The sequence below is a fragment of the Mucilaginibacter rigui genome (genome assembly GCF_014773275.1).
GTDB classification, from domain to species: Bacteria; Bacteroidota; Bacteroidia; order Sphingobacteriales; family Sphingobacteriaceae; genus Mucilaginibacter; species Mucilaginibacter rigui_A.
The window spans coordinates 1,032,811-1,059,546 of sequence record NZ_JACWMW010000001.1 but is presented as its reverse complement, the minus strand read 5'-3'; the positions used below and the strand labels follow the sequence as shown (position 1 = coordinate 1,059,546).

Annotated in this window: 20 protein-coding genes and 1 tRNA gene; 12 read left to right on the top strand and 9 right to left on the bottom strand. The window is 40.9% G+C overall.

The genetic code is table 11. The features are described from left to right. Position 1 precedes the first annotated feature (1 nt). The 5 genes from IDJ75_RS04845 to IDJ75_RS04825 form a co-directional block, all read right to left on the bottom strand. The gene (locus tag IDJ75_RS04845; protein WP_191174461.1) at positions 2-1,312 is read right to left on the bottom strand and encodes a 5-methylcytosine restriction system specificity protein McrC; all 1,311 of its coding nucleotides are present in this window, start codon (positions 1,310-1,312) and stop codon (positions 2-4) included. Further along, the gene (locus tag IDJ75_RS04840; RefSeq protein ID WP_191174460.1) at positions 1,305-3,056 is read right to left on the bottom strand and encodes an AAA family ATPase; all 1,752 of its coding nucleotides are present in this window, start codon (positions 3,054-3,056) and stop codon (positions 1,305-1,307) included. The genes IDJ75_RS04845 and IDJ75_RS04840 overlap by 8 nt, the downstream gene beginning before the upstream one ends. Before the next feature lie 179 nt (positions 3,057-3,235). Then, a complete protein-coding gene (locus IDJ75_RS04835; RefSeq protein WP_191174459.1) occupies positions 3,236-4,432 on the bottom strand; it encodes a restriction endonuclease subunit S in 1,197 nt (398 codons plus the stop codon). Then, on the bottom strand, positions 4,419-6,491 hold the full coding sequence (locus IDJ75_RS04830; RefSeq protein ID WP_191174458.1) for a type I restriction-modification system subunit M: 2,073 nt from the start codon (positions 6,489-6,491) through the stop codon (positions 4,419-4,421). Before IDJ75_RS04830 ends, IDJ75_RS04835 begins: the two co-directional genes overlap by 14 nt. A 13-nt stretch (positions 6,492-6,504) precedes the next feature. Beyond that, positions 6,505-6,801, bottom strand: a complete 297-nt coding sequence (locus tag IDJ75_RS04825) for a helix-turn-helix domain-containing protein (protein ID WP_191174457.1) — start codon at positions 6,799-6,801, stop codon at positions 6,505-6,507. Positions 6,802-7,000: 199 nt separating this feature from the next. Here IDJ75_RS04825 and IDJ75_RS04820 point away from each other — a divergent pair, with 199 nt between their 5' ends. Further along, entirely contained in the window at positions 7,001-8,545 is a 1,545-nt protein-coding gene (locus tag IDJ75_RS04820; protein ID WP_191174456.1) for a hypothetical protein, read from the top strand. A 345-nt stretch (positions 8,546-8,890) separates the two neighbouring features. On the opposite strand, the gene IDJ75_RS04815 is transcribed toward IDJ75_RS04820, so the two are convergent. The 4 genes from IDJ75_RS04815 to IDJ75_RS04800 form a co-directional block, all read right to left on the bottom strand. After that, on the bottom strand, positions 8,891-9,427 hold the full coding sequence (locus IDJ75_RS04815; protein WP_191174455.1) for an ORF6N domain-containing protein: 537 nt from the start codon (positions 9,425-9,427) through the stop codon (positions 8,891-8,893). 18 nt (positions 9,428-9,445) lie between these two features. Continuing rightward, positions 9,446-10,711 (bottom strand): site-specific integrase, encoded by a 1,266-nt coding sequence (locus IDJ75_RS04810; RefSeq protein WP_191174454.1) that lies wholly within the window; start codon positions 10,709-10,711, stop codon positions 9,446-9,448. A 194-nt stretch (positions 10,712-10,905) separates the two neighbouring features. Beyond that, a tRNA-Ser gene (locus IDJ75_RS04805) sits at positions 10,906-10,992 on the bottom strand. 86 nt (positions 10,993-11,078) lie between these two features. Continuing rightward, complete coding sequence (locus IDJ75_RS04800) at positions 11,079-13,145, bottom strand: HD family phosphohydrolase (protein WP_191174453.1); 2,067 nt, start codon at positions 13,143-13,145, stop codon at positions 11,079-11,081. A gap of 115 nt (positions 13,146-13,260) precedes the next feature. Here IDJ75_RS04800 and IDJ75_RS04795 point away from each other — a divergent pair, with 115 nt between their 5' ends. The 11 genes from IDJ75_RS04795 (at position 13,261) to IDJ75_RS04745 (ending at position 26,688) form a co-directional block, all read left to right on the top strand. After that, the gene (locus tag IDJ75_RS04795; protein WP_191174452.1) at positions 13,261-14,118 is read left to right on the top strand and encodes an SPFH domain-containing protein; all 858 of its coding nucleotides are present in this window, start codon (positions 13,261-13,263) and stop codon (positions 14,116-14,118) included. Beyond that, the gene (locus tag IDJ75_RS04790; RefSeq protein WP_191174451.1) at positions 14,118-14,651 is read left to right on the top strand and encodes a hypothetical protein; all 534 of its coding nucleotides are present in this window, start codon (positions 14,118-14,120) and stop codon (positions 14,649-14,651) included. The genes IDJ75_RS04795 and IDJ75_RS04790 overlap by 1 nt, the downstream gene beginning before the upstream one ends. 4 nt (positions 14,652-14,655) lie before the next feature. After that, complete coding sequence (locus IDJ75_RS04785; protein WP_191174450.1) at positions 14,656-14,826, top strand: Arc family DNA binding domain-containing protein; 171 nt, start codon at positions 14,656-14,658, stop codon at positions 14,824-14,826. Between the two features lie 396 nt (positions 14,827-15,222). Beyond that, complete coding sequence (locus IDJ75_RS04780; RefSeq protein ID WP_191174449.1) at positions 15,223-16,401, top strand: acetyl-CoA C-acyltransferase; 1,179 nt, start codon at positions 15,223-15,225, stop codon at positions 16,399-16,401. Positions 16,402-16,459: 58 nt separating this feature from the next. Then, on the top strand, positions 16,460-17,395 hold the full coding sequence (locus tag IDJ75_RS04775) for a hypothetical protein (RefSeq protein WP_191174448.1): 936 nt from the start codon (positions 16,460-16,462) through the stop codon (positions 17,393-17,395). A gap of 114 nt (positions 17,396-17,509) precedes the next feature. Next, positions 17,510-19,003 (top strand): POT-type proton-dependent oligopeptide transporter, encoded by a 1,494-nt coding sequence (locus IDJ75_RS04770; RefSeq protein ID WP_191174447.1) that lies wholly within the window; start codon positions 17,510-17,512, stop codon positions 19,001-19,003. Positions 19,004-19,123: 120 nt separating this feature from the next. Continuing rightward, entirely contained in the window at positions 19,124-19,855 is a 732-nt protein-coding gene (locus IDJ75_RS04765; RefSeq protein WP_191174446.1) for a polyprenol monophosphomannose synthase, read from the top strand. Positions 19,856-19,950: 95 nt separating this feature from the next. After that, positions 19,951-20,973 carry a Holliday junction branch migration DNA helicase RuvB gene (gene ruvB, locus IDJ75_RS04760; RefSeq protein WP_191174445.1) on the top strand — a complete coding sequence of 341 codons (1,023 nt, stop codon included), beginning with the start codon at positions 19,951-19,953 and terminating at the stop codon, positions 20,971-20,973. A gap of 151 nt (positions 20,974-21,124) precedes the next feature. Continuing rightward, complete coding sequence (locus IDJ75_RS04755; RefSeq protein ID WP_191174444.1) at positions 21,125-21,724, top strand: RNA polymerase sigma factor; 600 nt, start codon at positions 21,125-21,127, stop codon at positions 21,722-21,724. A 90-nt stretch (positions 21,725-21,814) separates the two neighbouring features. Next, positions 21,815-23,008, top strand: a complete 1,194-nt coding sequence (locus IDJ75_RS04750; RefSeq protein WP_191174443.1) for a FecR family protein — start codon at positions 21,815-21,817, stop codon at positions 23,006-23,008. A gap of 266 nt (positions 23,009-23,274) precedes the next feature. After that, positions 23,275-26,688 carry a TonB-dependent receptor gene (locus IDJ75_RS04745; RefSeq protein ID WP_224746478.1) on the top strand — a complete coding sequence of 1,138 codons (3,414 nt, stop codon included), beginning with the start codon at positions 23,275-23,277 and terminating at the stop codon, positions 26,686-26,688. Positions 26,689-26,736 lie beyond the last annotated feature (48 nt).

The window sequence follows — 26,736 nt, the reverse complement described above, 5'->3', positions numbered from 1 at the left end:
TTTATGAAATACTGTTAATGATTCGGTTTATAAATGCTGTTTCGGATATTTTCTGATTATCATTCTCATCCTGTTCATGTAGCACAACTCCGTCAATGGAAAAGCGCATTTTTATCCCGTCCTGATTAATCAGGTAGGGGCTGCAGAATTGGTCAAAGTCCGGTGAAGTGGATATGGGATAAAGCAACCCACCAGCTTTGACCCATTTATGATTTAGCTGATATTGTATATAGGTATGTATCTGGAAGAAGTCAGAACGGTCCACATCAAAATGCCTTCCCATCATCCGTTTGTATTTAGCATCCCAAACCGCTATCTCATTACCTTTTTGAAAAACAAGGTCTGGTATCAGTTGCCTTTCCCAGAAATAACCTCTGTAGGCAATCTGTACTTCGTTTTTGTAACGCCAACCATGAGGCAACAGGTGCTTTTTTAAGAGGGACCTGAGGTATTGCTCCCAAACCTCTGCCATGTCAATAAAGAAACCGAACCCTTTATTGCCTTTGTTCTGTTTTAGGCTCAGTTGTTTTCGTTTTATAATGTCCCAGGACAGGTCAACCAATGGTTTCCAGCTAAGATAGATATCCTTGTAACGGATGTTTTTATATTCATTTTGGCTAATGAGCCGTTTAGTCTTTACTGCCGTGTGAATTTGATTGATTGCCTCCCTTGCCGTCTCAGGAATGTTTATCCTGCCGATTTCAAAGTCTGCTTTCAGTATGTAATAGGCCTGAAAAACAATTTGTGCGATTGATTGATCAATTTGTTTCTCTCTGTAAGTTGAAATTACCGTGTTGTTACGATGTAATGGCTTTATCGATTTTCTAACATCTAACTTTCCCCTGATTGTTTCGCCGGTATGTTCTTTTCTTATTTGTGTTTTAGGTAGCCCATGTAAGTTTGCATTCGCCAGTTTCTGCAGCCAGATAAAAGCAATAATTCTTTTAATGTAATGTTGCCAATCCCCTGATTTACTTGTTTCACTTGCGGAAGCTGTTATTCTGATATTGAATATTTCTTCCAGCATTCTGAATAGCATCTGTTCACCAAACCGCGGCTTAATTGAAATTTTATAGTCCGTGTTATTATGGTTAAATATTGCTTCACCGACAAAGCGGCCGGCCCTCCAGGAATTATTGCGATAATCATACTCGGCTAATTTGGAATCGTCATCAGCATTGTAATCCGCAGAAAACCAAAAAACACTATTGCTTTGGGATCTCATGAATTCCTGCAACACGTCTCCTGTTGCTGCTGAATTATCGAATGGCAGACAATCAAATGCTTCTATATGAGTAAGCATATCAGCCATTCTGAAAAACCTTCCGTAATTCGCTTATTCTGTCATTTTTAGAATCTGCATCCATGTTTCCCAGAAACGCCTGTAAAACCGGCTTTATACTAATTTCCCATAGTATGTTTACGGGTTGAGTCAGGAAGTATAAACGGCCAGAATGGACGCCCTTCAGTGATTTAAAGATGTCAACAATTTCCGCGAAGAAGGTATGGCCAACCTGATAGCTTTCTCCTAATTCAGGCATAGCAGATACCTCTTTATTTAACCGTTCGCAACGATTGACAAAGGTTTCTATGTCGGCATCATTGATATTCATTTGGAGCTCCCCATTCTTATACCTGATCATATTTAACAGTATCCCTCTGTCGAAGCCTTTGAATTGCCACAAAAACCGTCTGCGCAGTGCGAAATCAATGCGTTCAAGTGAAAAGTCTATTTCATTCATTGTGCCAATGAAATAGAGGTTAGGAGGCAGGGTAATTTCAAGATCCCCTACAGAAAGCTTAATCTTCTTAGAGCGGTATTCCAATGCGGAGAAGAGCTCTCCAAATAGTCTTGATATGTCGGTTCGGTTTATTTCATCCAGAATTAGTACATGGGGCAGTTTGTCGACTTTTACTTTGTCAATTAGCTTCAATAAATAGCCTGGTTTAACGATGCTGCTCTTGTCTTCAATGTGCGTACCAGCTATGAAATCTTCATAGTTGTAGTTACTGTGCAATTGCAAATGATGAACATGACCTTCGAAGATTTTATCCGAATTTTCGAAGTATTCTTTAATGTTTTGCTTGTTCCGGAAATATTGCTTTGTTATAAGCAATTCTGCCAGGCGATTTGCTGAATAGGTTTTTGATGTACCCGGAGGACCGTAAAAGATCATTGCTTTCTTGTACTCAAATAAAGTAACCTCTGAAATATCATCCTTGCTTTCGCCGAAATTCCAGGCAGCCTGAATCTCTTCATCATAAAAGCTGACTTCATAGCCAAAGACTTCATCGAGCTTTTTGCGTATCGCCAGGATATTCCCATCAATGTCGTCCCACAAATCGTCTGTATTCTCTTTGTCCAGAAGGCTGAAAAAGGTATTTATGATAGCATCTTTATGTTTTTGCGCTGCAATAGCCTCGTATCTATCCGGAGCACACAAATGAAGTAATATGTGATGGAGTGCGAGAAATTCCTTTCCGGCTCTTCTTAGCTTCTCATCATTTGTAGCGGTAGTTGTTTCGTTATCATAGTAAAGGCCTTTACATAACTCTTCTATGAAAACTTTGATCGACGAAATATCATTAAGTTGTTTTAATTGAAGATTAGCTTTTACATCTCTGAACAATAAAAGCAGATAGGATATTTCAAAGGGTTTATTCAGTTTGTGGCGTTGACCGGCTGACCCTATTCCACCATCTACAAAAACCTCATTTAATTTATCATTGTAATCATCCCCTAGGAACCGGGTGACTGCTTTTTTCTTTCCCCAACTTCTCATATCTGAAGTTGAAAGAGCCCAAAGCCAAATAAAGTGTGCAAAAACCTCTTGTACTGCTTTAGTAGTATTTGAGAACTGATCCCTGGATTTAGCATCAAAATCCCTGTCCCCGGTATCGGGATTATCTACAAACGCCGTGACACAAGCATCCAGGTTTGCAATAGTAAATATTCCCGGATTATCTGTTATATAGCTATCATCATTTAATATGCTTTGTTGAAGAAAAGCATCAAAGTAATTATACACTTCGTGTTTTGCCCAGCTAGGTTTCATTTCAATATATTAAGGTTTTCGGCTTCTTTTCAGTTTTGGGTACAGTTATCCTGATCTTTCCTGACAGAAGATTTTGCATTAGTGATTTTTTAAGTGCCTCCAGTCTGTCAAGTTTGATAAATTTTTCTGCTATTTGTTTATCAAAAGATTCAAGGATACCGGAAATCGCCTCTTGCTCCTTAGTATTTTGGGGATAGATTATTCTTACCTTTTTTTATGTGTGTTAGATAGATAGCCTGCTGTGCTGTTGTTCCCGAAAGTCTTTGAAGTCCAATCCATGCCTGGTATGATTTAAAGTATTGAGCCAAAAATCCACCATGAAGCTTTTCGTTATCGGGTTTGATAAGGATTACACTTCCCATTAAACAAAACTCTACTGTCGTATTAACCTTACAGGTTCTTCCAATACTTGCTCCTCTACTAACAATCAAAACGTCGCCAAATTCAGGATTACACCGGTTCCTGAATTTTTTACAATCCTGAGGTCTTACAAATGTTGCTTTTTCGAAGGATACACCATCATCTTTTATGTCTTCTGCTGATAAGATATATGCTCCGGTTTCCTGAAATTCAGGAGACAAATGTTCACCATCCGTAACCCTATTAGTTACATTTTTTATTCTATCACTAATCCACCCTATAGGTACCAGTCCCAATTTTTCATCGTTATAGAATTCGTCATTATTTCTCCAACTACCATCTGGCTTTAGTTTGCCTGAAAGTAAGTTTTGCGTAAGACCAAGTTTCAATTTCTCCAAAGCCTTTAAAGAACTTTGGGTAGCCTTGATTGCTTTATCAACCTTGGAAAGAATTGAGCTTATGGCTTCCTGTTCCGGCTTTGGCGGTTTGGGAAGTAGGATTTTCTTTAGCCCTCCTTTTGAAATGCTATAAACTTTTATACCAGTTGCGGAACGTAGTATATCAAGCCTGACTTTTTCATTATTTAAAACATATCCCTTAAACCCATTAACAAAACAGTGATCCTTTGCTCTCAAATGAAGCGTGTGAAGGCCTGCAATAGCTTCCTGGTTACCTAAGTTGACAACCTCAATTGCTTTTCCAACTCCGTCGTAATCTTCTGAGGCGTCTGCAATAATTAAATCACCATCTTTAAGTTTTGTAAACCGAGTCGCCATTTCTTTTGTAACAAAAGGTAATTGCTCGTTTTCAAAGTCTATAAATTCCTGAAACCTTAAGTGGATGTCTCCATAATGGACATACAAACATTCCCCTGTATCAGTCAATTTTTCCCTTGAATAAGATGAGGTAGGAAAAAAGTCAAAGCATTCCCCTAATTTTTTTACTTCCCAACCATTTGGCACCATACCAAACCGTTCATGAAAATAATAATCCTCTTCTTTTTTATTTCTGATCATATTGAGATATCGCATCTAAAAGTTCAACTATCGAATTATCCAAAGCAGATTCTGCTTTCATGGTTGCTTTGAACTCACTTAATGCTTTTTTTAAGTCAATTTGCTCCTCCGGTTCAAAAGTGTCCACATATCTTGGAATATAGAGGTTAAACTCGTTCTCTTCCAGTTCTTGCATATCCACAATTGAAAAATACCGTTTCCATAATTCAGGGTCTTGTAAAACAGTGATCAATTCGCGCTCAACGTCATCAATTGCTTTTCTTTCTTTGGCAGCGAGATCGTGAGTGTCCATTATTTTATCTGCTTTTTGATTAAGCAGTTTTTCCAGGGCTGCATTGAGCGTACCAAGAGTATTTAATTCGGATTTTGTTGGCTTTTTTCCCTCTGCTTCTTTACTAGCCAAAGATTTTCTCAATTTATCGATCCGTTCACTATAGGAATTGATGTCTTCATGATAGTCCTCTTCAATTTCAGAAAGCTTGTATCCGAGATCCTCCTGTATCAATGCCCATAACCGGACCTTCTGTGTGGCAATCCATTCTTTGGCTATCTCCAGGTCACCCCAGCTTTCCAAAATCGTTGAGATCCGGAGCATATCGTGCGGCTGCAATTCATTCATGTTTGGTTTTTCCTTGAACCAGCCTTCTTTTGCAGCATACACCATCAGTACCTTATCCTTACGGTGTTTAGGCTTATTTTTATCAATGAAAAGGATAGAACCCGGAATTGTCGTGCCATAAAACAGGTTGCCAGGTAATACTACAATAGCATCGATAATATTATGCAACTCTTTAGACTCACCATCACTGTCTATTGGTCCCTGCAAAAATCCCCTGCGTATTAAGTATTCATCATCCGCCTTTCGGTTTTGCCCGTCTTCCTCTTCTGTTTTTGCAGGTTGGCCTCTGAACAAAACACCCTGCGGACAGACTACCCCGGCTTTTCCTCCTTCTTTTAAAGAGGAAACTATGTGTTGCAGAAATGCAAAATCCCCGTTTGAAAAAGGAGGAATACCATAGATAAACCGTTCAAAAGGGTCTTTGAAATCTTCTTTACCAGGGTACTCTAATTGCGGGGACCCATCTTTTTTGTTGATAGTTTTACCCTTCGCATCTTTTTTAGGCTCTCCGTTTTTCCACCAGTTTTCCTGAGAGAACGGAAAATTCGCCATCACCAGGTCAAACTTTTTTATTGCCAGCTCATTGTCTTCATCCCTGAATTTAGGTTGAAGCAATGTATCGCCTTTTTCAATTTTTGCATCAAGTCCATGCAATATCATATTGATATTGGCAATAGCCCAGGTATTCCAAACATCTTCCTGACCATTTAACCGAATCGCTTTTGGATTGCCATAATTAGCATGACAGTATTTGGCAGCACTAATCAGGAAACCGCCGGAACCACAGGTTGGATCATATACCACATTGCCCTTTTGGGGCTTGAGATATCTAACGATAATATCCACTACCTCCTGAGGGGTATAAAACTGGCCGGCGGTAGTACCGCCTTTGTTTTCATCAGCAAACCGTTTTATCAGGTATTCGTAAGCATCACCCAAAATATCTACCGTTGCATTCTTATTACTCAGGTCAACAGCATCAAGGTAACTCACCAGCAACGATATTACTTCCGGGCTTAACTTTTTTCCGCCTGAACCGTCTGGTGCCGGTTCGTTCCACCGGACCGTATTAATAACACCTTTTAAAAAGAACCTGCCGTCCTTATCAACATTTGCTTCTGCGATACCGGTTACAGCTTTGTGCAATGCCTCGTTTTTTTTGTCAATGGTGGCTTCCCTTACATCTCTCCAGAAGCAACCTTCAGGAATTTTAAAGTCATGTTTCTTATTAATGATTATGGATTTTTCTTTTGCTGTGGGCTCCCGATGGTGCTCTGCGAAGAATTCTTTGATACCATTTTCATTTTCCCATTCATAATTATCTGAAAGTCTTTTGAAGAACAACAAGGAAAGAATGTAGGCTTTATAATCCTCGACCTTATCGCGCAAGATATCCGCCATTCCAAAAAGTGTGCTTCCAAGAGCTTGTTTTGTTATCATCAACTATTGTTTTTCAGTGTTTTCTTTTCTTAATTTTTTCTTCTATAACTTGTATAGCCTTTGATCCTAACTTTTCATCCTTTACTATCTCATAAAGCTGATCGGCCAGCCAAAGTGTTAATAGGTCGTTTTGATCTGCCTTTAGAATACTTGCTAAAAGGGGAATTTGCTCTCTTTTGAGTTGCCTTTGTCCTTTCTCAATCTTGCTCAATTGAGCAGTATCCATTTGAAGCAAAGGCGCAACTTGCCGTAAGTACAGATTTAATCCCACCCTGAGGGTTCTGATCATAATCCCAAATTGAGTATCCATTAGTTTTTAATTGACTTGTCGAAGTTTGGCAAATATATGTAAAGGGACAAGCCTTTCATTAGATTAATTTTCTGAATCTTGTATAGGGATCCCGTTATTTATAAACGTTATTTGGAATAACTAAACCTGCATGGTGACCTAACAGGTCTTTGGGTTTAATCTTTCCATTTACGTTAGCTATTTATTAATTTAGAACACCATGCCGGACATCACAAAACGTTACAGACAAGCCAAGGAACTTGCCAATACTTTATTCGACGATATCGAACCTGACAAATACAATTTCAAGCGCCTTTTCGAGCAACTAGAGTTTGACGAAGAGATTATATTCAACGATCTGATTTCTCTAAAATCTACACGCACTAAAGTAAAGAAGCACCTGATTTATCTTTGCGAGAGACTTGATAATGAGTATGTGATCCCGGGCCTGATCGAGTATATGTCGCGCTTTTATATGGATCGTCCGCAAAATAAAAGTACGATGGCCGGCCTTGCCGCCAAATTGCTGATTAGTTTTACTTGGACAAATCAATACAACGGCCACCTTGGCACCGGCCGTTCGATCAACGCAATTCTAACAGCACATGAGTGCTGCACCCTATTTGCCTTGTTAGAACAAGTAATCCTTATATGGGAGTTTGAGGACTTAGGAACCGTGACATTTACAAGTAAAGGACGGATCGAGAATGCCCGTTTTCAATATTTACAGTTATCCTTTAACAAACAGGGTCCACACGAATACAAAGTCTTGGATGACGCGATGCAGTATGTCTGGCAGGACGAAAATATTTGGGTTCACTTACATGCGATCATATCAGGCTTCGCTCCAAAAGACGGAAAAGTTTTTGGTGATAGCTTTTTGTCTGAAATTCCAGCAAGCCAAACTCGTTTTTGGAACAGGTTCTGGTCGCTTATGCAACTTTATTTTCTCGCGTTGAGAGGTTTAAACGGCAGGACAGAAGAGTTTTTTTCACTATGCATTATACCGCAGGGAATAATATTATCTCCTACAAATCCTGGCGGGACAATGCAGCAAGATATTTTTGATAGCTTCTGGCAACCGGACTGGCATAAGGAGAAATTAACCAAAGAATATGTGATCTTACAAAACATGATTATTGATAGGCCAATGGTCAGGATAACGATGACAGAAAACCTGTTTGGCACATCAATCGTTCTTTTGCAGGACTCCGTAAACTTCTTGCTGGAAAAATTTCTTCACTCGGGGGCTGGTGACCGTCTTTACGAAAAATATTTTTCAGGGCCGTTTGAGACACGCGTTTTGGAAATGTTGCGACAATATGGCTATATCTGCGGAGAAGTGACGATGCAAGGACAATGGAGAAAAAAAGATCAGCCAGAACATCTACGCTCCACTAAAAAGATGCCGGGACAGATCGATGTACTGGCCATTTCAAAGGAAAAACACATATGCCTTCTGGCTGATTGTAAAATGCTTTATTTCCCTAATAACACTAGTGCAAGAAAAAATTTACGCTCAAAATTTAGTGACGATGATAGTGAAGGATTTTATAGCAAGCTTCGAAAAAAACAAAATTGGTTAGATAACTGCGCACCGAATCCAGCGAACGGTTTAGAGATCATCCCCCTATTGATTACCCACCGGCATATCCCCTTACCGATAACTAACAGGGGACTTGTACTGTCAATCGAGGAGTTGGAACATTATTTAAAAGTTGGCATTCATCCGAAAGATTGGATTTGTGGCGGCTGGAATGCATAAACACGACACTATTTCTAACAGCCTATTCATCCAAATAAAGTTATAATTTAAAACATTGACAGCATCACAAAAACAATAGATTACCCTATTGGGATAAAAAATCAGTGTCGCAGGACAACTGTTATGGTGTTTAAACGCTGCTGTAGGTACTATCGATGGCAGTAGTATCATTAAAAAGTTACCTGCTTGCTACTTCAGATGCTTAGGCATAGTAAAGGCTAAGTTGATAATATACCCCTAAATCACATTGTCGCTCTTGTTTGAGAGAAACGTAGGAACTGCTTTTAACGCGTTACTTTTAAATCATTGTGATTACAATTATATGTATCTTGTTTATTCCCAGAATTATTCATCCGGTTTGAATCCGATTCTTTTTCTATAATTGACAACGGATTGTTGTGATTCTATTTTATTTGACAACTCGTCCAGATAAGCAAAAACAATCTCCATATTTTTGCCATGATTAAAAAGTTCATTTCTGATTTTTTGGATTTCCAGTCTTATCTCTGTTGTATCAGTTAAAATTTGTCTCACATGCACAAAAATTCGCATGTTTACCTGTATCGCGGCAGGGCTATTTAACACACTTGAAAGCATACTAATACCCAGCTCAGTAAAAGCCATAGGGGCATACTTGAAATTCTGGCCTTGTTTCAAGGTGCCAATTTGGCTCCTTGAAATCTGAAACTCTTCCGGAGATAATTCGAACATGAAATCCTCGCCTGGGAATCGCTCAATATTCCTTCTTACTTGGCGCTTAAGGTGCTTGGTCTCCACTTGGTACAGTTCTGCGAGATCCTGATCTAACATAACTTTTTGACCTCTGACAATATAGATCTTACTTGAAATGATCTCATCTGTTATAATTGTTTCCTTTTGCATGATGTACAATTAAGGTTATCACAAAACGTGATAACCATTTTCGATTTTTGATAACTTATTTTCTGTGACTGTCAGCTTCTCTTTCAGAACAGCCATATCCTCGCTCACCTTCGCATCCAAAATTTTAGCGTAATGCTGTGTAGTGCGAATATTACGGTGACCAAGCATTTTGGAAACACTTTCTATAGATACGCCGTTTGAAAGCGTAACTACTGTAGCGAAAGTGTGCCTAGCAATATGAAAAGTTAATTCCTTGTTGATACCGACCGCGTCGGCGATCTCCTTCAAATAGCTGTTCATTTTTTGATTTGATAGGACAGGCAAAGCTTTATCGTGATGTAAACATTCCGGATTATCCGCATATTTTTCCAATATTTTCAATGCGGTAGGTAATAATGGAATGCGTGATGTGGTCTCAGTTTTTTGGCGTGATGTAAAGATCCATTGCTGCCCATCAATACCTTTGATAATCTCAGACCTTTTAAGTTTCTTTACATCGGCGTAAGCTAATCCGGTAAAACAACTGAATAGGAATATGTCCCTCACTTGTCTAACCCGATTCGTAACCAGCTTAGCATCTGCCATAGCTTGTATTTCATCTTTGGTCAAAAAATCTCTAACTACCTCTTTTACTTTCGACTTGTAGTTAACAAACGGATCTTTGTCCAGCCAGCCATTCGCTATACACAGCCTGATGATCTTCTTGAAATTCTTGACATATTTGACCGTAGTGTTATTCGCACAATTGCATTCTGACCGTAGATAGAAATCAAAGGATGTGATAAACTCGTGATCAACTGCTTTGATGTCTATATCCGCTTTCCGGTATTGCCACTGAATAAATTCAGTCACATGCCTAAAAGTAGTTTCAAAGATGGTCAACGTTCCCTGGGAATATTCTTTTCCAATGAGTAGTTGCAGGCGCTTATTGTGTTCCTTGAAGATAGGAATCAGCATCTTTTGCCTTTCCTTTTGCTCTTTGCCAAGTAATCGGTTTTTGAGATCTTCCACACAGATGTTGGCATTTGCATTCATCATTTTTCTGTGCTCGTCATAAACCTGCTGTTCAAGGGTTTTGAGGTAATGGTTAAAGACCCGGGCTTCTTCATTTGTGCCGGTCATCTTTTGCTGGTCGGCATTCCAGCGTCCCGGCCTGATGTACCGCCGGGTGGTAAATTCAACACGTTCTCCTGCCACCGTCAATCTCAAATAAACTGGGGCTGTACCGTCTTTAAGTGTTTTGCTCTTTTTCAACGCGAAGTTGATACAAACTGTTCTGATCATCGCCTCAACGATTAAGGGTTAATAATTAAACTTTTAGCGGTTCAGCGAGACCTAATTTACGAAGGGCCGAATAGGTCTCGCAAGAGGTCTCGCTTCGATTGATATGAATTGCGTTGAAATGAGATGGCTATAAAGCAAAAACGCCCCAGATCGTATGATCTGAGGCGTTTTTCAAAACTTTGACATGTTATTTGCGGTGAGGGAGGGATTCGAACCCTCGGTACAGTTTCCCGTACGTCAGTTTAGCAAACTGATCCTTTCGGCCTCTCAGGCACCTCACCGGTTGTTTTTCAGAAATGTGTTCCCTTTTTTCAGGGATTGCAAATATAGTAATTCGGCGAAGCTGTCAAAAAAATAAATCAGATTTTTAATAATCTATTCTTACGTGGTAAATACTCATCAGCATTCGTTTAAAAATCTGCTTGATAGTTTCCAGATCTTTCAGCGTTATGTTGCTGTCACTCAATTGGTTTTGATCAAGCTTATATTTCACTATGCGGTCTACCAGTATACCGATAGATTCTTCATCCGGCTCTTTTAATGAGCGCGAAGCAGCCTCAACAGAGTCGGCAAGCATCAAAACACCGGCCTCTTTTGAGAAAGGAATGGGCCCGGGATAGCGAAAAATGTTCTCGTTGATGAATTTTTCAGGAAAATTTTTCAAAAACGACTGGTAAAAATAATCTACCCTGGTGTTGCCATGATGGGTGCGGATGAAATCAATAACTATCTCGGGCAAGTTTGCCTTACGGGCCATTTCAATACCCTTACTCACGTGGCGGATGATTATCTGCGCGCTTTCTTCATAAGGCAGTTTATCATGTGGGTTAAAGCCCGAACTTTGGTTCTCTATAAAGAATAAAGGATTCTCCATTTTGCCAATATCGTGGTACAAAGCCCCAGCCCTAACCAGTAAGGCATTTCCACCTATAGCATATATAGCATTTTCGGCCAGGTTTGCCACCTGCAAAGAGTGCTGGAAAGTTCCCGGTGCACTGAAAGCCATTTCGCGCAATAGGGGCGCGTTGGTATTGGTTAATTCTATAAGGGTAATATCTGAGGTAATAGCAAATACTTTTTCGAACAGGTAAATAAGCGGGTATGCAAGCAATGTAAGCAGCACACTTACCGCAAAAGGTATAAAATCCACCCAATCTATAGTTGTAAATGTACCTTCTCTAACTAATGAGATACCCAGGAAAGCCACAAAATAAGTAAAAGTAATAATAAGGGCAGATATCAGGAATTGCTCGCGACGGATAAGGTTTTTGATACTGTAGATAGATACCATACCGGCGGTTATCTCAAAATAAGCAAATTCAAAGCTATTGGGTACAAAAAAACCGGCTATAAGCACCACCAGCAAATGGATATTGAGTGCCAAACGGGTATCAAATAATATGCGTATGATAATGGGTACTATACAATATGGTATATAGTAAAAGTTGGGCAGTTGTAATTTTATAGCCAATGATAAAGTTGCCAGCATAGCCGTAATTACCAATAGTATCAGGCTTACCAAACGGTTATCATCGTATATATCCCGCCTAAAAAGGTATAGGAACACCATTAATAAAGTGATGGTAATACCCACAAGTAAAAACTGCCCCAATAACACCAGGGTATGGTTACCATTGGTACGCGCATTATCTTCAAAAGCTTTTTTATACGATGCCAGCTTCTGGTAGGCCTCATCATTAATTACAGAACCTTTACCAATAATTATCTCCCCTTTTTGCACCATTCCACGGGTTATGGATAGGTTCTCGGTGACTTCCTTTTCAAGCCGGGCGGTTAGTTTAGCATCATAGGTTAGGTTAGTTAGCAACCTATCCTGCAATAAATTCAGTAAAAAAGGTTTATCAAGCCCGGGCATTTTACCAATTTCAAAATCGCAATACGCAATTGCACGCTCACGGGTAAAAAGGTCGGCGGTGTTTTTATCGGTAGCAACATTATCATTTAAAACTGTAATTGCATAATTTTTCCCCGTTTGTTGATATTTGGGATTTAATTTAAGCAGCCCCTTATCGTAAACCGCTTTTAAAATAGTGCTGCCAGCTTGCAGATAAGTGTTTTTTTGTTTCTCATTTAACCCCGCAGAATGCCACCTAATCTCAAAATCATTTTTAAAGCCTTCCAGTTGTTGTGCGGCTATATCATTATTAAGTTGGTAAATAGGTGTTACCGCACTTAGCGCCGCTTTTTGATCAGCTTCTATTTCGGCGTTGGTTTTTAATATGGCAAAGTTATAGGGCGATACCAGGTCTTTTTGATTCCATATCCTGCCTTTTTCATACTCATAACCAAATTTTGCCTGTTTGGGTAAAGCATAAACAATTACGGCTACGCTTACCAGCATCATAAAAAATTTAACATTTAAGGCGTACTTACGCAGTAATGCTTTTTGCCGGGACGATGAAAGTTTTGCCATTAGACGTGTTTATCCAATCAAAAATAATATAAGTTTCGGTTATCTGTATTTTTTCTTGTTTATCTCAAAATAAAGTTGATATCTTTATGATATCATTTTAAATCAAAACTTAATCATGAATAACGAAAAAATCACCACAGCACCATCGGGCTATTTAGCCTTTGTTTTAGTACTTGTGCTTATTGCCGGCGCAGCGTTTGCTTTCTACCTGGAACAGCCTGCAATTGGCGCAGTAATATGCGTTATAAATTTTATATTTATTTTACCGGGCCTAACCATTGTAAACCCCAACGAATCTAAGGTGCTTACCTTATTTGGTAAATACCAGGGCACCGTAAAGCAGGATGGCTTTTTTTGGGTTAATCCTTTTACTGTAAAAAAGAAGGTATCATTAAAAGCATTTAACCTTAACGGCCAGCAGTTAAAAGTAAATGATAGTGTAGGTAACCCAATAGAGATTGCCGCCGTTATTGTATGGCAGATAAAAGATACCGCAAAAGCAATTTTCGCGGTAGAAAATTACCTGCAATATGTAAACATACAAAGCGAAGCTGCCGTACGCCATTTGGCTAACTCGTTCCCATACGATCATATTGAGGACGAAAACGCCAGCATCACCCTGCGCGGTGGCTCAGAACAGGTTGGGATACTTTTGGTACAGGAACTAAACGAACGCCTTGAACGTGCCGGTATCGAAGTTTTAGAAGCACGCATCTCGCACCTCGCTTACGCGCCTGAAATTGCCCACGCCATGTTACAGCGTCAGCAGGCATCGGCCATTATATCGGCGCGCAGGCTTATTGTTGAAGGTGCCGTTGGCATGGTTGAAATGGCCCTACAAAAAATGGAAGAGAAAAACATTATTGAACTTGACGAAGAACGCAAAGCAGCTATGGTAAGCAACCTGCTTGTTGTATTGTGCGGCGATAAAAGCGTATCGCCTATAGTAAACACAGGCACTTTATACCATTAATGATGAGTACCGATCAACGCGATTTTGCACAGGTTAAAACCACCGAGCTGTTTATTACCAGGCAGGGCTGGTTTAAGCGGGAGTACGAACTTACCGACGGCCAATTTGTATATGCCAAACTACGCTACCGCTCCAACTTTAAGCGTGACGCTATTATTGAACTGCCACAAAACAGCTGGACAATTAAGCGAAAGGGTTGGTTTAACCGTACCCTTTTGCTTAACCTTGGCGAAGATGATACCATAGGCAACATCATCCCCGAAACTTGGAAAAGAGATTTTAACCTGAAACTCGACGATGGTTTTGAAGCTACTTACCTGTATAAAAAGCTGTTCTCAAAATCGCTTGTGCTTACCAACGGGCAATTAGGCGATATTTTCCAGATCACCCAAAAAGCATTTAGTATTAAACAGCCATTTACAGTAACTATTGATTTGATTACAAAGCCGGACAACATGCCGCCCCTGCCATTATTGATCATGATAGGGCTGCATGTAATATTGTTACGCCAGCAACAGGCTGCATCACAGTAATATTATGGCAGAGAAAAAAGCATTTGTATTAAGGGTAAACCCCGATGTGCTCAAAGAGATTGAGACCTGGGGTGCTGATGAATTTCGCAGCACCAACGGGCAAATTGAATTTTTGCTGCAGGAGGCGTTAAAAGCCCGGAAAAAAACATCACGCAAAAAAAAAGATACTGAATAATTGGTTAATGATTTGTTTCGTTTGTTCCCTACTACCTTGTTCCATTCCATAAAAATGAACAAGCAAGATTCAGTGGGAAAAAAGGCGAAAAAAGAGCTTTTTTTCGCCTTTTTTCGGCCTCAGTACGGCCTTTTGAGGATATTATAAGGCACTTGTGGGCATTTAGTTACTTTTAATTAATATTTGATTTATAAAGTGTGCATTTAAGAAATGGTTCATTTTTTCGCGAATGGAAAGAAAATGGAACCCGCATTTTTCGCAAAAAAAAACACGCTTTAATTTAATGAAGCTGGGCACTTAAATGCTATGCATGCATAATATTTTTCATTTCTGTCGTTACTATTCAAAGTAAAAACTAAATTTGCCCAACCATTATAATAAAGAACATTTTAGCTCATGAAAGAAGTATATATCGTATCGGCAACCCGCACACCTATCGGCAGTTTTGGCGGCAGTTTAGCATCTTTATCGGCAACACAATTAGGTGCGGTAGTTATTAAATCGGCTATTGAAAAAGCCGGTTTGCAACCATCAGATGTACAGGAAGTTTATATGGGCAACGTGCTATCGGCTAATTTAGGCCAGGCACCTGCTACACAAGCGGCTATTTTTGCCGGCTTGCCATACCTGCCTGCAACTACGGTTAATAAAGTATGCGCATCGGGTATGAAAGCCATTATGCTGGCAGCCCAAAGCATCGCCAATGGCGATAACGATATTGTTTTAGCCGGTGGTATGGAAAGCATGAGCAACGTGCCTTATTATCTTGATAAAGCCCGTAACGGCTATCGCCTGGGTAACGGGCAGATCATTGATGGCCTTGTAAAAGATGGCCTTTGGGACGTATATAATGATTACCACATGGGTTCGGCAGCCGAGCTTTGTGCTGTTGACTGTAACGTTACCCGCGAAGAGCAGGATGCTTTTGCTATAGAATCATATAACCGTGCGCAGGCATCACAAGCTGCGGGGAAATTTAAAACCGAAATTACCCCGGTTGAATTGAAAGATAAAAAAGGCGACGTAACTTTATTTGCTGATGACGAAGAGCCAAAAGCAGTAAAGTTTGATAAGATCCCTACCCTAAAACCTGTATTTAAAAAAGATGGTACCGTTACAGCGGCCAATGCATCAACCTTAAATGATGGCGCTGCTGCTTTGGTGTTAATGAGCAAAGAAAAAGCCGAGGCCATGGGCATAAAACCACTGGCCAAAATAGTATCATTTGCCGATGCACAACAAGCGCCCGAATATTTTACTACGGCCCCCGCAAAAGCTATCCCGTTGGCATTGCACAAAGCTGGCATATCTGCAGAACAGGTAGACTTTTTTGAGATAAATGAAGCCTTCTCGGTAGTAGCTGTAGCCAATAACAAACTATTAAAGCTTGATGCCGCTAAGGTAAACGTTAACGGCGGTGCCGTTGCTATTGGCCACCCGCTGGGCACTTCGGGCGCACGTATTATTGTTACGCTGATACATGTATTGCAGCAAAATGGCGGTAAACTTGGCGCGGCAGGTATTTGTAACGGTGGCGGTGGCGCAAGTGCTATGGTTATTCAAAACTTGTTGTAACCTATCTTTTTAATAATTTAGCGGCCTGTTTAACGTTTCAGTTATCATAAAATATTTGATGAGAGGTTCCATTTTAGCTATATGCCTGTTATTTTGTTTAAGCAGTTCTTTTGCTCAACACTCTGACGAGAGCAAAAACCTAAAACAGCTAAGCATATACCAGGATAGTTTAAAATCTCTTGGTAAAAAGTTTGTGAACAACCCGGATGATATGGAGCGTAAGGCTGCCAATTATACCTTCATCCGTACGCTGGTTAGCGCGTTAAAAGTACCCCACTCGTTCAACTTTCCGTTCGATTCTGTTAAGAGCATCAGTACCCTTAACTCGCCGGATAATCGTTTCAGGATACTAAGCTGGCATGTAATGAACCAGGATGGCAGTTATCGTTTTTACGGCACCGTGCAAATGAATACCGGCAATAACCTGCTGATGTACCCGCTTGAGGATTATTCGCCCATGCTTAAGAACCCCGAAGATTCTGTAACCGATAACCGTAAATGGTTTGGTGCTCAGTATTACAAAATAATACGTGTGGCAGCTGCAACCCCCTATTATGTTTTATTAGGCTGGAAGGGTAACAATGTAAAATCAACAAAAAAGGTTATTGAGGTGCTTTCTTTTGATAAGGAGGATAAGCCAAATTTGGGTATGCCTGTGTTTAACGGAAGCCGCAAACGTGTAGTATTTGAGTACACGCGGCAGGCATCGATGTTATTGCGTTATGTGCCCGAGCAAAATCTGATCGTGTTTGACCACCTTGCCCCGCCTGATGATAAAATGAAAGACCACCCCGAAACCTTTGGGCCAGACCTTAGCTATGATGGTTATAAACTTAAAAACGGCAGATGGGAATTTGTAGAAAACCTTGATATGCGCAACATCCCCGAAACCAGGGATGCCGAATATATTGACCCTAAAGCACAGGCAATTATAGACAGGAACGGCGCCCCCGCACCTGTAAAGAAACCTGCAGGCACAAAAAGAAAAAATTAAACCATTACTATCTTTCAGCAATCAAAACATTACAAGTGCCTCTGTAATAATTTCGGTATAAAATTTCGGATCAATTTAATTATAGTACTTTAGTCAAAAAATAGTTTAAAACGTATGGCAGAAAACCTACAAACAACCGCTCCGGCAAAACCAAAATCAAGATTCCCCAAGAGTGTCCCATTTATTATCGGGAACGAAGCCGCAGAGCGCTTTAGTTTTTATGGAATGCGTTCTGTACTCACGCTGTTTTTAGTGAACCAATTTTTTAATCCTACTGACAACCCGGCGTTAACCGACCAGGCTAATGCGCATGCTAATAAGCTGCACCACCTGTTTGTGATGGTGGCCTATGCTTTGCCATTTGTAGGCGGCATGATAGCCGACTGGTTTACCGGCAAATACAAGCTTATTTTATATGTATCTATAATTTACTGCATTGGGCATTTAATGCTGGCAACGTTTGATGGTGGCCTAACTGGTTTTGAATTAGGTTTGCTTGTGGTTGCAATTGGCGCCGGCGGTATCAAATCATGTGTATCTGCTAACGTTGGCGATCAGTTTGATGCTACCAATCAGGACCTGCTTTCAAAAGTTTACGGCTGGTTCTATTTCAGTATCAATGCCGGTTCTATGATTTCAACCGTAGCTATTCCATGGACTTACGAACACTTTGGGCCTAAATGGGCCTTCGGTATCCCCGGGCTACTGATGGCGCTTGCTACCATCATATTTTTCTCGGGCCGTAAAAAATATGTAAAGGTCCCTCCACAGGGCGTTAACCGTAACAACCTGGTGTTTATAACATGGTATGCCCTAACCCATTTAAGCAAAAGGCAACCGGGCCAATCATTACTTGATATTGCTAAAGAAAACTATGACCCCGAGCGCGTTGAAGGTGTGAAAGCGGTGTACCGGGTTATGTCGGTATTTTTTTTCGCGCTGGCATTTTGGGCTGTTTGGGATCAATGTTTATCTGAATGGACGTTATATGCCCAAAAAATGGATCGTGTTATTAACCTTGGTTTTACCACATTCACCATATATCCGGGTCAGTTGTCAACCTTTAACACCGTATTCCTGCTCCTGTTTATCCCGCTGTTTAACTATGTAATATACCCGTGGCTCGATAAACGGGGACTAAAAACAACACCATTGCGCAGGCTTGGTACGGGCCTGGTGTTAACCGCTTTATCATTTGTGGTAATTGGCGTTATACACACCAGCCTTGATCATGGCGGTTCGCCATCCATTTGGTGGCAGGTACTGGCGTTTATGATATTATCAGCAGCCGAAGTACTGGTATCTATTACCGGTTTAGAGTACGCTTATACCCATTCGCCAAAATCAATGAAGAGTACCATGACGGGGATCTGGTTCCTGGTGGTATCGTTCGGTAACCTGATAACAGCCTCTGTTAACGGGCTTATTGAAGGTGGCGGCTGGTGGGCCACAAACTTAAAAGGTGCCAATTACGAATGGTTCTTTGTAGCATTTATAGGTGTGTTTATCATTGCGTTCCTGATTATTTCTCCGCGATTAAAAGAGAGGAATTACATTACCGACCCATACCTTGATAATAAAGTTGTTGCAGAAGCAAACAATCAATAATAATCATCATATTACTATTGAATTACAGGAAAGCTTACACTTTCCTGTTTTTTATTTTAAAGCGGTATAAAATTAAATTATTTTAGCGGCGTTCATTACAAAAACAAATTCTGCAGTTACGTGCCCGATAGTATAGTCATCATTCCTACTTATAACGAGAAAGAGAACATCGAACGGATGATCCGTAAGGTGTTTACGCTTCCGCATGATTTCCACGTCTTGATAATTGATGATGGGTCGCCCGATGGTACAGCCACTATTGTAAAACAATTACAGCATGAATTTGACGGAAAACTTTTTATTGAAGAACGATCGGGCAAGCAGGGATTGGGTACAGCGTACATTCATGGGTTTAAATGGGCGGTTGCGCACCATTACGATTTTATTTTTGAGATGGATGCCGATTTCTCCCACAACCCCGATGACCTGCTTCGTTTGCGCCAGGCCTGTATAGATGGCGCTGATGCAGCTATCGGCTCGCGGTATATAAAAGGTGTTAACGTGGTTAACTGGCCCATGAGCCGGGTGCTGATGAGCTTTTTTGCATCAGTTTATGTACGTTTTATTACGGGTATAGATGTACAGGATGCCACCGCCGGCTTTATGTGCTACAAGCGCAAAGTATTGGAAACGCTAAACCTGGATAAGATAAAATTTGTGGGGTATGCCTTCCAGATAGAGATGAAATATACCTCTATAAAACATGGTTTTAAAGTAACCGAAGTACCCATTATATTTACCGATCGCACTGCCGGCACCTCCAAAATGTCATCAGGTATCTTCAAGGAAGCCTTTTTTGGCGTTATACAGATGAAGATAAACAGCATTTTCAGAAAATATCCGGAGGGGTGAGCGAAAAGCTTACAGTCTAAAGCTATAACATCCGGCCCTAAAGCTTTTTGCTTTCTGCTTTTACCTTTCATCTAAAAATACTAATTTCGTTGGCAATGAATGAAAATCTTGATCCGGATAGCGAACGCCTCTCTCCTGCCGAACGTGATATAGAAAAAGTTTTACGCCCGCAGGCATTTGAAGATTTTACCGGTCAGTACAAAATACTGGCAAACCTGCGCATATTTGTACAGGCTGCCCGCCAGCGCGGCGAAGCGCTGGATCATGTGCTGTTGCATGGCCCTCCCGGGTTAGGTAAAACCACCCTGTCGCATATCATCGCCAACGAGATGGGTGCAGGCATAAAAATAACATCGGGCCCGGTATTGGATAAACCCGGCGATCTTGCAGGCCTGCTCACCGGCCTCGAAACCGGCGACATCCTTTTTATTGACGAGATTCACCGTTTAAGCCCGCTTGTGGAAGAATACCTGTATTCGGCCATGGAAGATTTTAAGATTGATATTATGCTGGAGAGCGGGCCAAACGCGCGCTCGGTACAAATTTCGCTTAATCCATTTACACTGGTAGGTGCTACAACGCGTTCGGGTTTACTAACCGCCCCACTGCGTGCAAGGTTTGGTATAAACAGCCGGCTTGAGTATTATGATGCCAAGCTGCTTACCACTATTGTATTGCGTTCGGCAACCATACTCCGCACCCCCATCAGCGATGAGGGCGCTTACGAAATTGCCCGCCGTAGCCGCGGCACCCCGCGTATAGCCAACGCCCTGTTACGCCGCACCCGCGATTTTGCCCAGATAAAAGGCGACGGTAATATTGATACCAGCATTGCTAAGTATGCACTTAACGCCCTTAATGTTGATGAGCATGGCCTGGATGAAATGGATAACAAGATCCTTTCTACCATTATAGATAAATTTAAAGGCGGCCCGGTAGGTTTAAAAACCATTGCCACCGCTGTTGGCGAAGAAGAAGGAACCATAGAAGAGGTTTATGAGCCGTTTCTGATACAGGAAGGCTTTTTAATGCGTACTGCACGGGGCCGCGAAGCTACCGAAAGCGCTTATAAACACCTTGGGAAGATCAAAACAGGCCAAAACCCCTCTTTATTCTAAAAGCATATCTTTTTACCTGTAGTTAATACATTAACAAACAAGCAATTATTAATGTATGCATTTACGCAGAATGATACATTTTTAACATTAAGCCATAATTAGTTGCAGTTGTAGTATATTTTGCATTACTTGCCTATACCAACTATCGCCTATGTCTGACTTAATTTTACCTTGTGAAAAAGAGTTGCTATTGAAGGTGGCCAATGGGGATGAACATGCTTTTAGCGAATTGTTTAACACCCATCACCAGCTTTTGGGTACGCATATTTACCGCATAACAGATTCAGTTGAACTTGCCGAAGAAGTGGTGCAGGATGTGTTTTTAAAGATCTGGATGAGCCGCGAAACACTAACAAATGTCCAAAATTTCAGGGCGTATTTGTTTGTGATCTCAAAAAACCACGCATTAAATTGCCTGCGTAAGGTGGCTAAAGAACGTATCCATCAAAAAACACTCGAAAAAAACGCCTTGTCTATCACCCCTGATGACAGCCCCGGCTTAGCGGGTTATTATAGCTTATTAGATGAGGCTATAGATCATTTACCACCACAACAGCAAAAGGTTTATTTATTAAGCCGCCATAACCGTTTAAAGTACGATGAGATAGCCCGCCAGATGGGCCTCTCGCGCGAAACAGTAAAAAAGTACCTGCAGGGTGCTACCCACTCTATCACCAGCTTTGTACAATCGAATATCGATATTTCGGCAATGATCATACTGGTTTCCGCATTTTTTTCAAAAAAAATTTAAAAGCCATACCCCCTTTTTTGTTGCTTTTGGTGTCATGTAATAAAAAGCCCCCCGGCTTTTGTACAACTACCAATTATTGAACAACATTTAATGAATACATCCAGGCTAAGGTTAAGATACCTTTTTGATCGCTATTATAGTAAAACGGCCACTGCGCAGGAGCGCGACGAGCTGCTTACTATTATAAACGATGGTGCGGCCGATGAAGAACTTTCTTTATTGATACGCCAGGCCTGGGAGGATATTAAGCCCAACGCCACACTGTTCAACGCTGATCAAACAAACGCAATGCTCAGCAAAATTTTAGGTGCTGACGCATCCGGCAATAATGCAAAACCTCGTAATAATATATTTTTATGGGCAAAAATATCTACCGCTGCCATGATACTTTTGTTTGTAGGTTTTGGTATTTACATCAAACATCACCCGCGCAAACAACAACAAACAACGCTTGTAAAAGTAAAGCGCCCCTTACATGATGCCCTGCCGGGCGGCAATAAAGCCATACTTACCCTGGCCAATGGCAAAACTATAATTCTTGATAATGCACAAAACGGCATGCTGGCGCAACAGGGCTCAACCCTTATTAAAAAAACAGCCGACGGGCAGTTACTTTACAACGCAGCCGGTACAGCAAATACAAAAGCAGCTCCCGAAATAAATGTTATAAGCACCCCGCGTGGTGGGCAATACCAGGTTATTCTGCCCGATGGCACAAACGTTTGGCTTAACTCTGCATCATCATTACGCTTCCCAACATATTTTACAGGTACAACAAGGCAGGTAGAAATTACCGGCGAGGCTTATTTTGAAGTCGCCAAGAATAAGGCTATGCCTTTCAGGGTAAAAACCAACCATGCGGATATCGAAGTTTTAGGCACACACTTTAACGTAATGGCTTATGATGATGAAGCTGTTATGAAAACCACCCTGCTTGAGGGTTCCGTTAATATAACCAGCGGGGGCTTCAGCGCAAGGTTGAAACCGGGCCAGCAGGCACAAATAAACAAAACAGGCCAAAACAAAGTGATAAACGACGTGGATGTGGATGACGAAACCGCCTGGAAAAATGGAATATTTCAGTTTAAAGATGCGGGTATAGATGTGATACTACGCCAGGCAGCACGCTGGTATGATGTTGACATCACCTACAAAAAAGGTGTACCGGCAAGGGAGTTTAACGGCCACATATCGCGCAATGTAAAAGCATCAGAATTACTGAACATGTTAAAGTATGCAGGTGTCGACCTTAAAATTGAAGGAAAGGACATCATTGTATATTAAATACAATATAAAAACGCAAAAAAACAACACTCAAATACATCAATTATTCACCTCACAAAAAACCACTTATGATGAAAGAAATACACCCCTCAAGTTAATCTCAGCCGGTGGCCAGCTTATACCTTTTGCTTTGCATCATGGTATAAAAAGCATATAAAAAAAACCGGGAAGTGTTTCGACCCACTTTCCCGGCTAAATGCCTGGGCCCCATAATCATTGCAATTGACGAATTGAAACTTAATGTTTAACCCAAACACAACAAACTTATGAATTTTAATTCTAAGGCTGTGCCGTTGGCATGGTCTAAACTATCCAAAATAATATTGGTTATGAAATTCACTGCTATTTTAATAATTGCAGCCCTTACCAATGTGAGCGCAAAGACATTCAGCCAGACTGTGTCCTTGCGCCAAAAGAACGTCTCTGTCGAGAAAGTTCTGCGCCTGATAGAGAAACAAACAGGCTATCATTTTATGTATGATAAAAATGATGTTTCAAAGGTTCGTGGTATTAACATCGATGTTGCTTCGGTTTCGGTAACCCGGGCGCTTGATGAGGCTTTTAAGGATCAGCCCCTCACCTACAAAATTTTCCAGGAAACCATTGTAGTAAAAAAGAAGGACACTGATAACACCCCTGAATTTAAAGCAATAGACATAACAGGTACAGTAACCGATGCCAAAGGCCCGCTGCCCGGCGTAAACGTAAAACTAAAGGGCACTACTACAGGTACCAGTACCGATGCTAACGGTAAGTACAAGTTAAACGTACCCGATGGTAACGGCACACTGGTATTTAGCTTTATTGGTTATAACAGTCAGGAAGTAGCTATAAGCAACCGCCAAAACATTGATGTGGTAATGACCGAGCAGTCGAAAGATTTGAATGAGGTTGTGGTAATTGGTTACGGTACGGCAAAAAAATCTGACCTTACCGGGGCTGTAACTACGGTTAAGGCCGAGCAGTTGATGGATAAGCCTGTACCCAATTTATCGCAGGCATTACAAGGCAAGGTTGCCGGTGTTGATGTAAGCGTTAACAGTAATGCACCCGGTGCAGCAGCAAAGGTTCGTATCAGGGGTATTGGTTCTATCAACTCAAACCTCGATCCGCTTTATGTGGTTGACGGCGTTGTTGGTGTTGACCCCAACTCTATCAACCCTAGCGATGTGGCTTCAATTGAAGTGTTAAAAGATGCCTCATCAACAGCCATTTATGGTGTACGTGGTGCAAACGGGGTTATTATGGTAACCACCAAACGCGGTAAAAGAGGCCCTGCTACAATTAGCTATGAAGCAAATGCCAATATTAGCGACCTATACAGGCACGTGCCAACGCTTAATGCACAGCAATTTGTTGATATCTATAACCAATCGTTTGCTAACGGCGCAAAGTTTGACCCAACAGGAACGGTACAAACCCCGGCAAAAGAATTAAACCACACCAATTTCCCTTTATTGTTTGATGCTAATAACAAGCCTATCTATGATACCAATTGGGAAAAAGAAACCTATAAGCCGGCATTCTCACAAAGCCACCAATTAATAATTCAGGGTGGTAGCGAAAAATCTGTTTACAGTTTATCACTAGGTTATTTAAACCAAAATGGCTTAACCCCAACATCAAACTTTAAGCGTTACTCCATTAAAATGACAATGGATAACGATGTTAAGGATTGGTTAAAAATAGGTGGTAGCATTAATGCGATAGCCAGCACGCAACGTTTGGTAACAGATGGCAACGGTAGCCTGAACGTACCGCGTGCAGTAACTGAAGAAGTCCCTGTCGTTCCCATTAAATACCCTGATGGAAACTGGGCAGGAAACTTTGACATTGCAGGCCTTGAAGGGGCGCCAAACCCTATCCAGATTGCCAACGAGCGTTATACCATTAACAACACTCAACAGGTAGTAGGTAACGTTTATATGTTATTTAAGATCTCGAACGAACTGGAGTTTAAAACGGATCTGGGTTATGATCTGCGAAGCCAAAAGAATAACTTCTACTCGTCGCTTGCCTTGCAGCATTTATCTGCCGACCAGGGCGGAGTGGCCAATATCAATTCAAACACAAACTATTACTGGCAAAGTGAAAACTACTTAACCTGGAATAAAAAGATCAACGACCGCCAAAAGTTAACCGCGTTGTTAGGTATATCGTTCAGTAAAGACGTATACGAACGTGTACGTGCAGAAACACAAAACTTTGTTGACGACTATTTCCAGTTCAATAATTTAGGTGCAGGTTCTGTTAAAAGCGCTTCAGAATCAGACAACCAGCCTAACGCACCAGGCGGTTATCAGCCGGGCGCATTAAACTCTTATTACGGCCGTATTAGCTATAATATTGATGATAAATACTTATTTACTGCAACAGGCCGTTACGATGGTTCGTCAAGGTTTAGCAAAAAAAACAAATACTCTTTCTTCCCATCAGCCGGGGTAGCATGGCGTGTATCTCAGGAAGATTTCCTAAAAGACAGCAAAACAATATCAAACTTAAAGGTGAGAACCAGTTTTGGTATTACCGGTAACCAGGAAATTGGTAACTATAAGTCGCTCGCCCAGTTGTCAACAAGTCAAACTGTTCTTGATGGTGCAGCGGCAATAACATTGTTACCTGGTTACCTTGGCAACCCTGATTTAAAATGGGAAAGGACTAAAATGTTTGACGCCGGTTTAGAATTAGGTTTATTTAACGACAGGGTTAATTTCACTGCTGATTTTTACGTTAAAAACACCAGCGACATTTTACTGCAAACCCCAATTCCATGGACAGCCGGTTTCACTACTGCTAACGTTTATAAAAATGTTGGCTCTATGAGAAACACCGGTATCGAACTTAGCTTAACCACACAAAATATTAAATCAGATAATTTTTCGTGGTCAACAAGCTTCTTATTTGCAGCTAATAAAAACGAGGTAACCAAGTTGAATGATGGCAATGCCGATATTTTCCCGGGTCCAAACTTTTTAGGGCAAAACTATGTAATACGGGTTGGCGAGCCAATAGGGTCATTTTATGGTATGACAAGGGTTGGTACTTACGGCGATTCGCCTGAGGAAATTGCTGAAGCCGCTAAACATGGTTTAAAATCAGGAGACCGTAAATACATTTACAACCCTGATGGCAGCAACTATTACAGTATCATTGGCCAATCTAACCCTAAATGGACTGGTAATATCAACAGTACCCTTCAATACAAAAACTGGGATTTTTCATTTGATATTCGTTTTGTACAAGGCGTAAACACTGCTGCTAACTTTAAACATTCGGCAGAAGACAGGCAAACCATATCAAACAGCTTAGCTACTGTATTGAATGGCTGGACCCCTAATAATCAAAATACAATGATATCGCAGGTGCGTAATTATAAATACGCGCAAGATTCGCACTTTGATACCTGGTGGGTTGAAGATGGCTCATTCATCCGCGGTCAAAACTTTGTTTTAGGTTATAACTTCCCTGCATCAAGCCTTAAAAAATTAGGCATGACCCGTTTACGTGTTTACTCAAGCGTGCAAAACCTGTTTGTGATCACAAAGTATACCGGCTACGATCCAGAGGTGGATACATTTAATCAGACTTACGGAAACAACTCGGCACTTTCACAAAACGTCGACTTTTTTGCTAACCCTCGCCCACGTATATGGAACCTTGGTGTGCAGGTAGGGTTTTAAACCTTGTAATATGATTAAAACACATAGTAAAACAGTACTGAAGGATTT

Bases quoted from the DNA above. Each gene is read 5' to 3' on its own strand.
- IDJ75_RS04845 (WP_191174461.1), bottom strand. From the start codon at position 1,312: ATGGCTGATATGCTTACTCATATAGAAGCATTTGATTGTCTGCCATTC.
- IDJ75_RS04840 (WP_191174460.1), bottom strand. From the start codon at position 3,056: ATGAAACCTAGCTGGGCAAAACACGAAGTGTATAATTACTTTGATGCT.
- IDJ75_RS04835 (WP_191174459.1), bottom strand. From the start codon at position 4,432: ATGATCAGAAATAAAAAAGAAGAGGATTATTATTTTCATGAACGGTTT.
- IDJ75_RS04830 (WP_191174458.1), bottom strand. From the start codon at position 6,491: ATGATAACAAAACAAGCTCTTGGAAGCACACTTTTTGGAATGGCGGAT.
- IDJ75_RS04825 (WP_191174457.1), bottom strand. From the start codon at position 6,801: ATGGATACTCAATTTGGGATTATGATCAGAACCCTCAGGGTGGGATTA.
- IDJ75_RS04820 (WP_191174456.1), top strand. From the start codon at position 7,001: ATGCCGGACATCACAAAACGTTACAGACAAGCCAAGGAACTTGCCAAT.
- IDJ75_RS04815 (WP_191174455.1), bottom strand. From the start codon at position 9,427: ATGCAAAAGGAAACAATTATAACAGATGAGATCATTTCAAGTAAGATC.
- IDJ75_RS04810 (WP_191174454.1), bottom strand. From the start codon at position 10,711: ATGATCAGAACAGTTTGTATCAACTTCGCGTTGAAAAAGAGCAAAACA.
- IDJ75_RS04800 (WP_191174453.1), bottom strand. From the start codon at position 13,145: ATGGCAAAACTTTCATCGTCCCGGCAAAAAGCATTACTGCGTAAGTAC.
- IDJ75_RS04795 (WP_191174452.1), top strand. From the start codon at position 13,261: ATGAATAACGAAAAAATCACCACAGCACCATCGGGCTATTTAGCCTTT.
- IDJ75_RS04790 (WP_191174451.1), top strand. From the start codon at position 14,118: ATGATGAGTACCGATCAACGCGATTTTGCACAGGTTAAAACCACCGAG.
- IDJ75_RS04785 (WP_191174450.1), top strand. From the start codon at position 14,656: ATGGCAGAGAAAAAAGCATTTGTATTAAGGGTAAACCCCGATGTGCTC.
- IDJ75_RS04780 (WP_191174449.1), top strand. From the start codon at position 15,223: ATGAAAGAAGTATATATCGTATCGGCAACCCGCACACCTATCGGCAGT.
- IDJ75_RS04775 (WP_191174448.1), top strand. From the start codon at position 16,460: ATGAGAGGTTCCATTTTAGCTATATGCCTGTTATTTTGTTTAAGCAGT.
- IDJ75_RS04770 (WP_191174447.1), top strand. From the start codon at position 17,510: ATGGCAGAAAACCTACAAACAACCGCTCCGGCAAAACCAAAATCAAGA.
- ruvB (WP_191174445.1), top strand. From the start codon at position 19,951: ATGAATGAAAATCTTGATCCGGATAGCGAACGCCTCTCTCCTGCCGAA.
- IDJ75_RS04755 (WP_191174444.1), top strand. From the start codon at position 21,125: ATGTCTGACTTAATTTTACCTTGTGAAAAAGAGTTGCTATTGAAGGTG.
- IDJ75_RS04750 (WP_191174443.1), top strand. From the start codon at position 21,815: ATGAATACATCCAGGCTAAGGTTAAGATACCTTTTTGATCGCTATTAT.
- IDJ75_RS04745 (WP_224746478.1), top strand. From the start codon at position 23,275: ATGAATTTTAATTCTAAGGCTGTGCCGTTGGCATGGTCTAAACTATCC.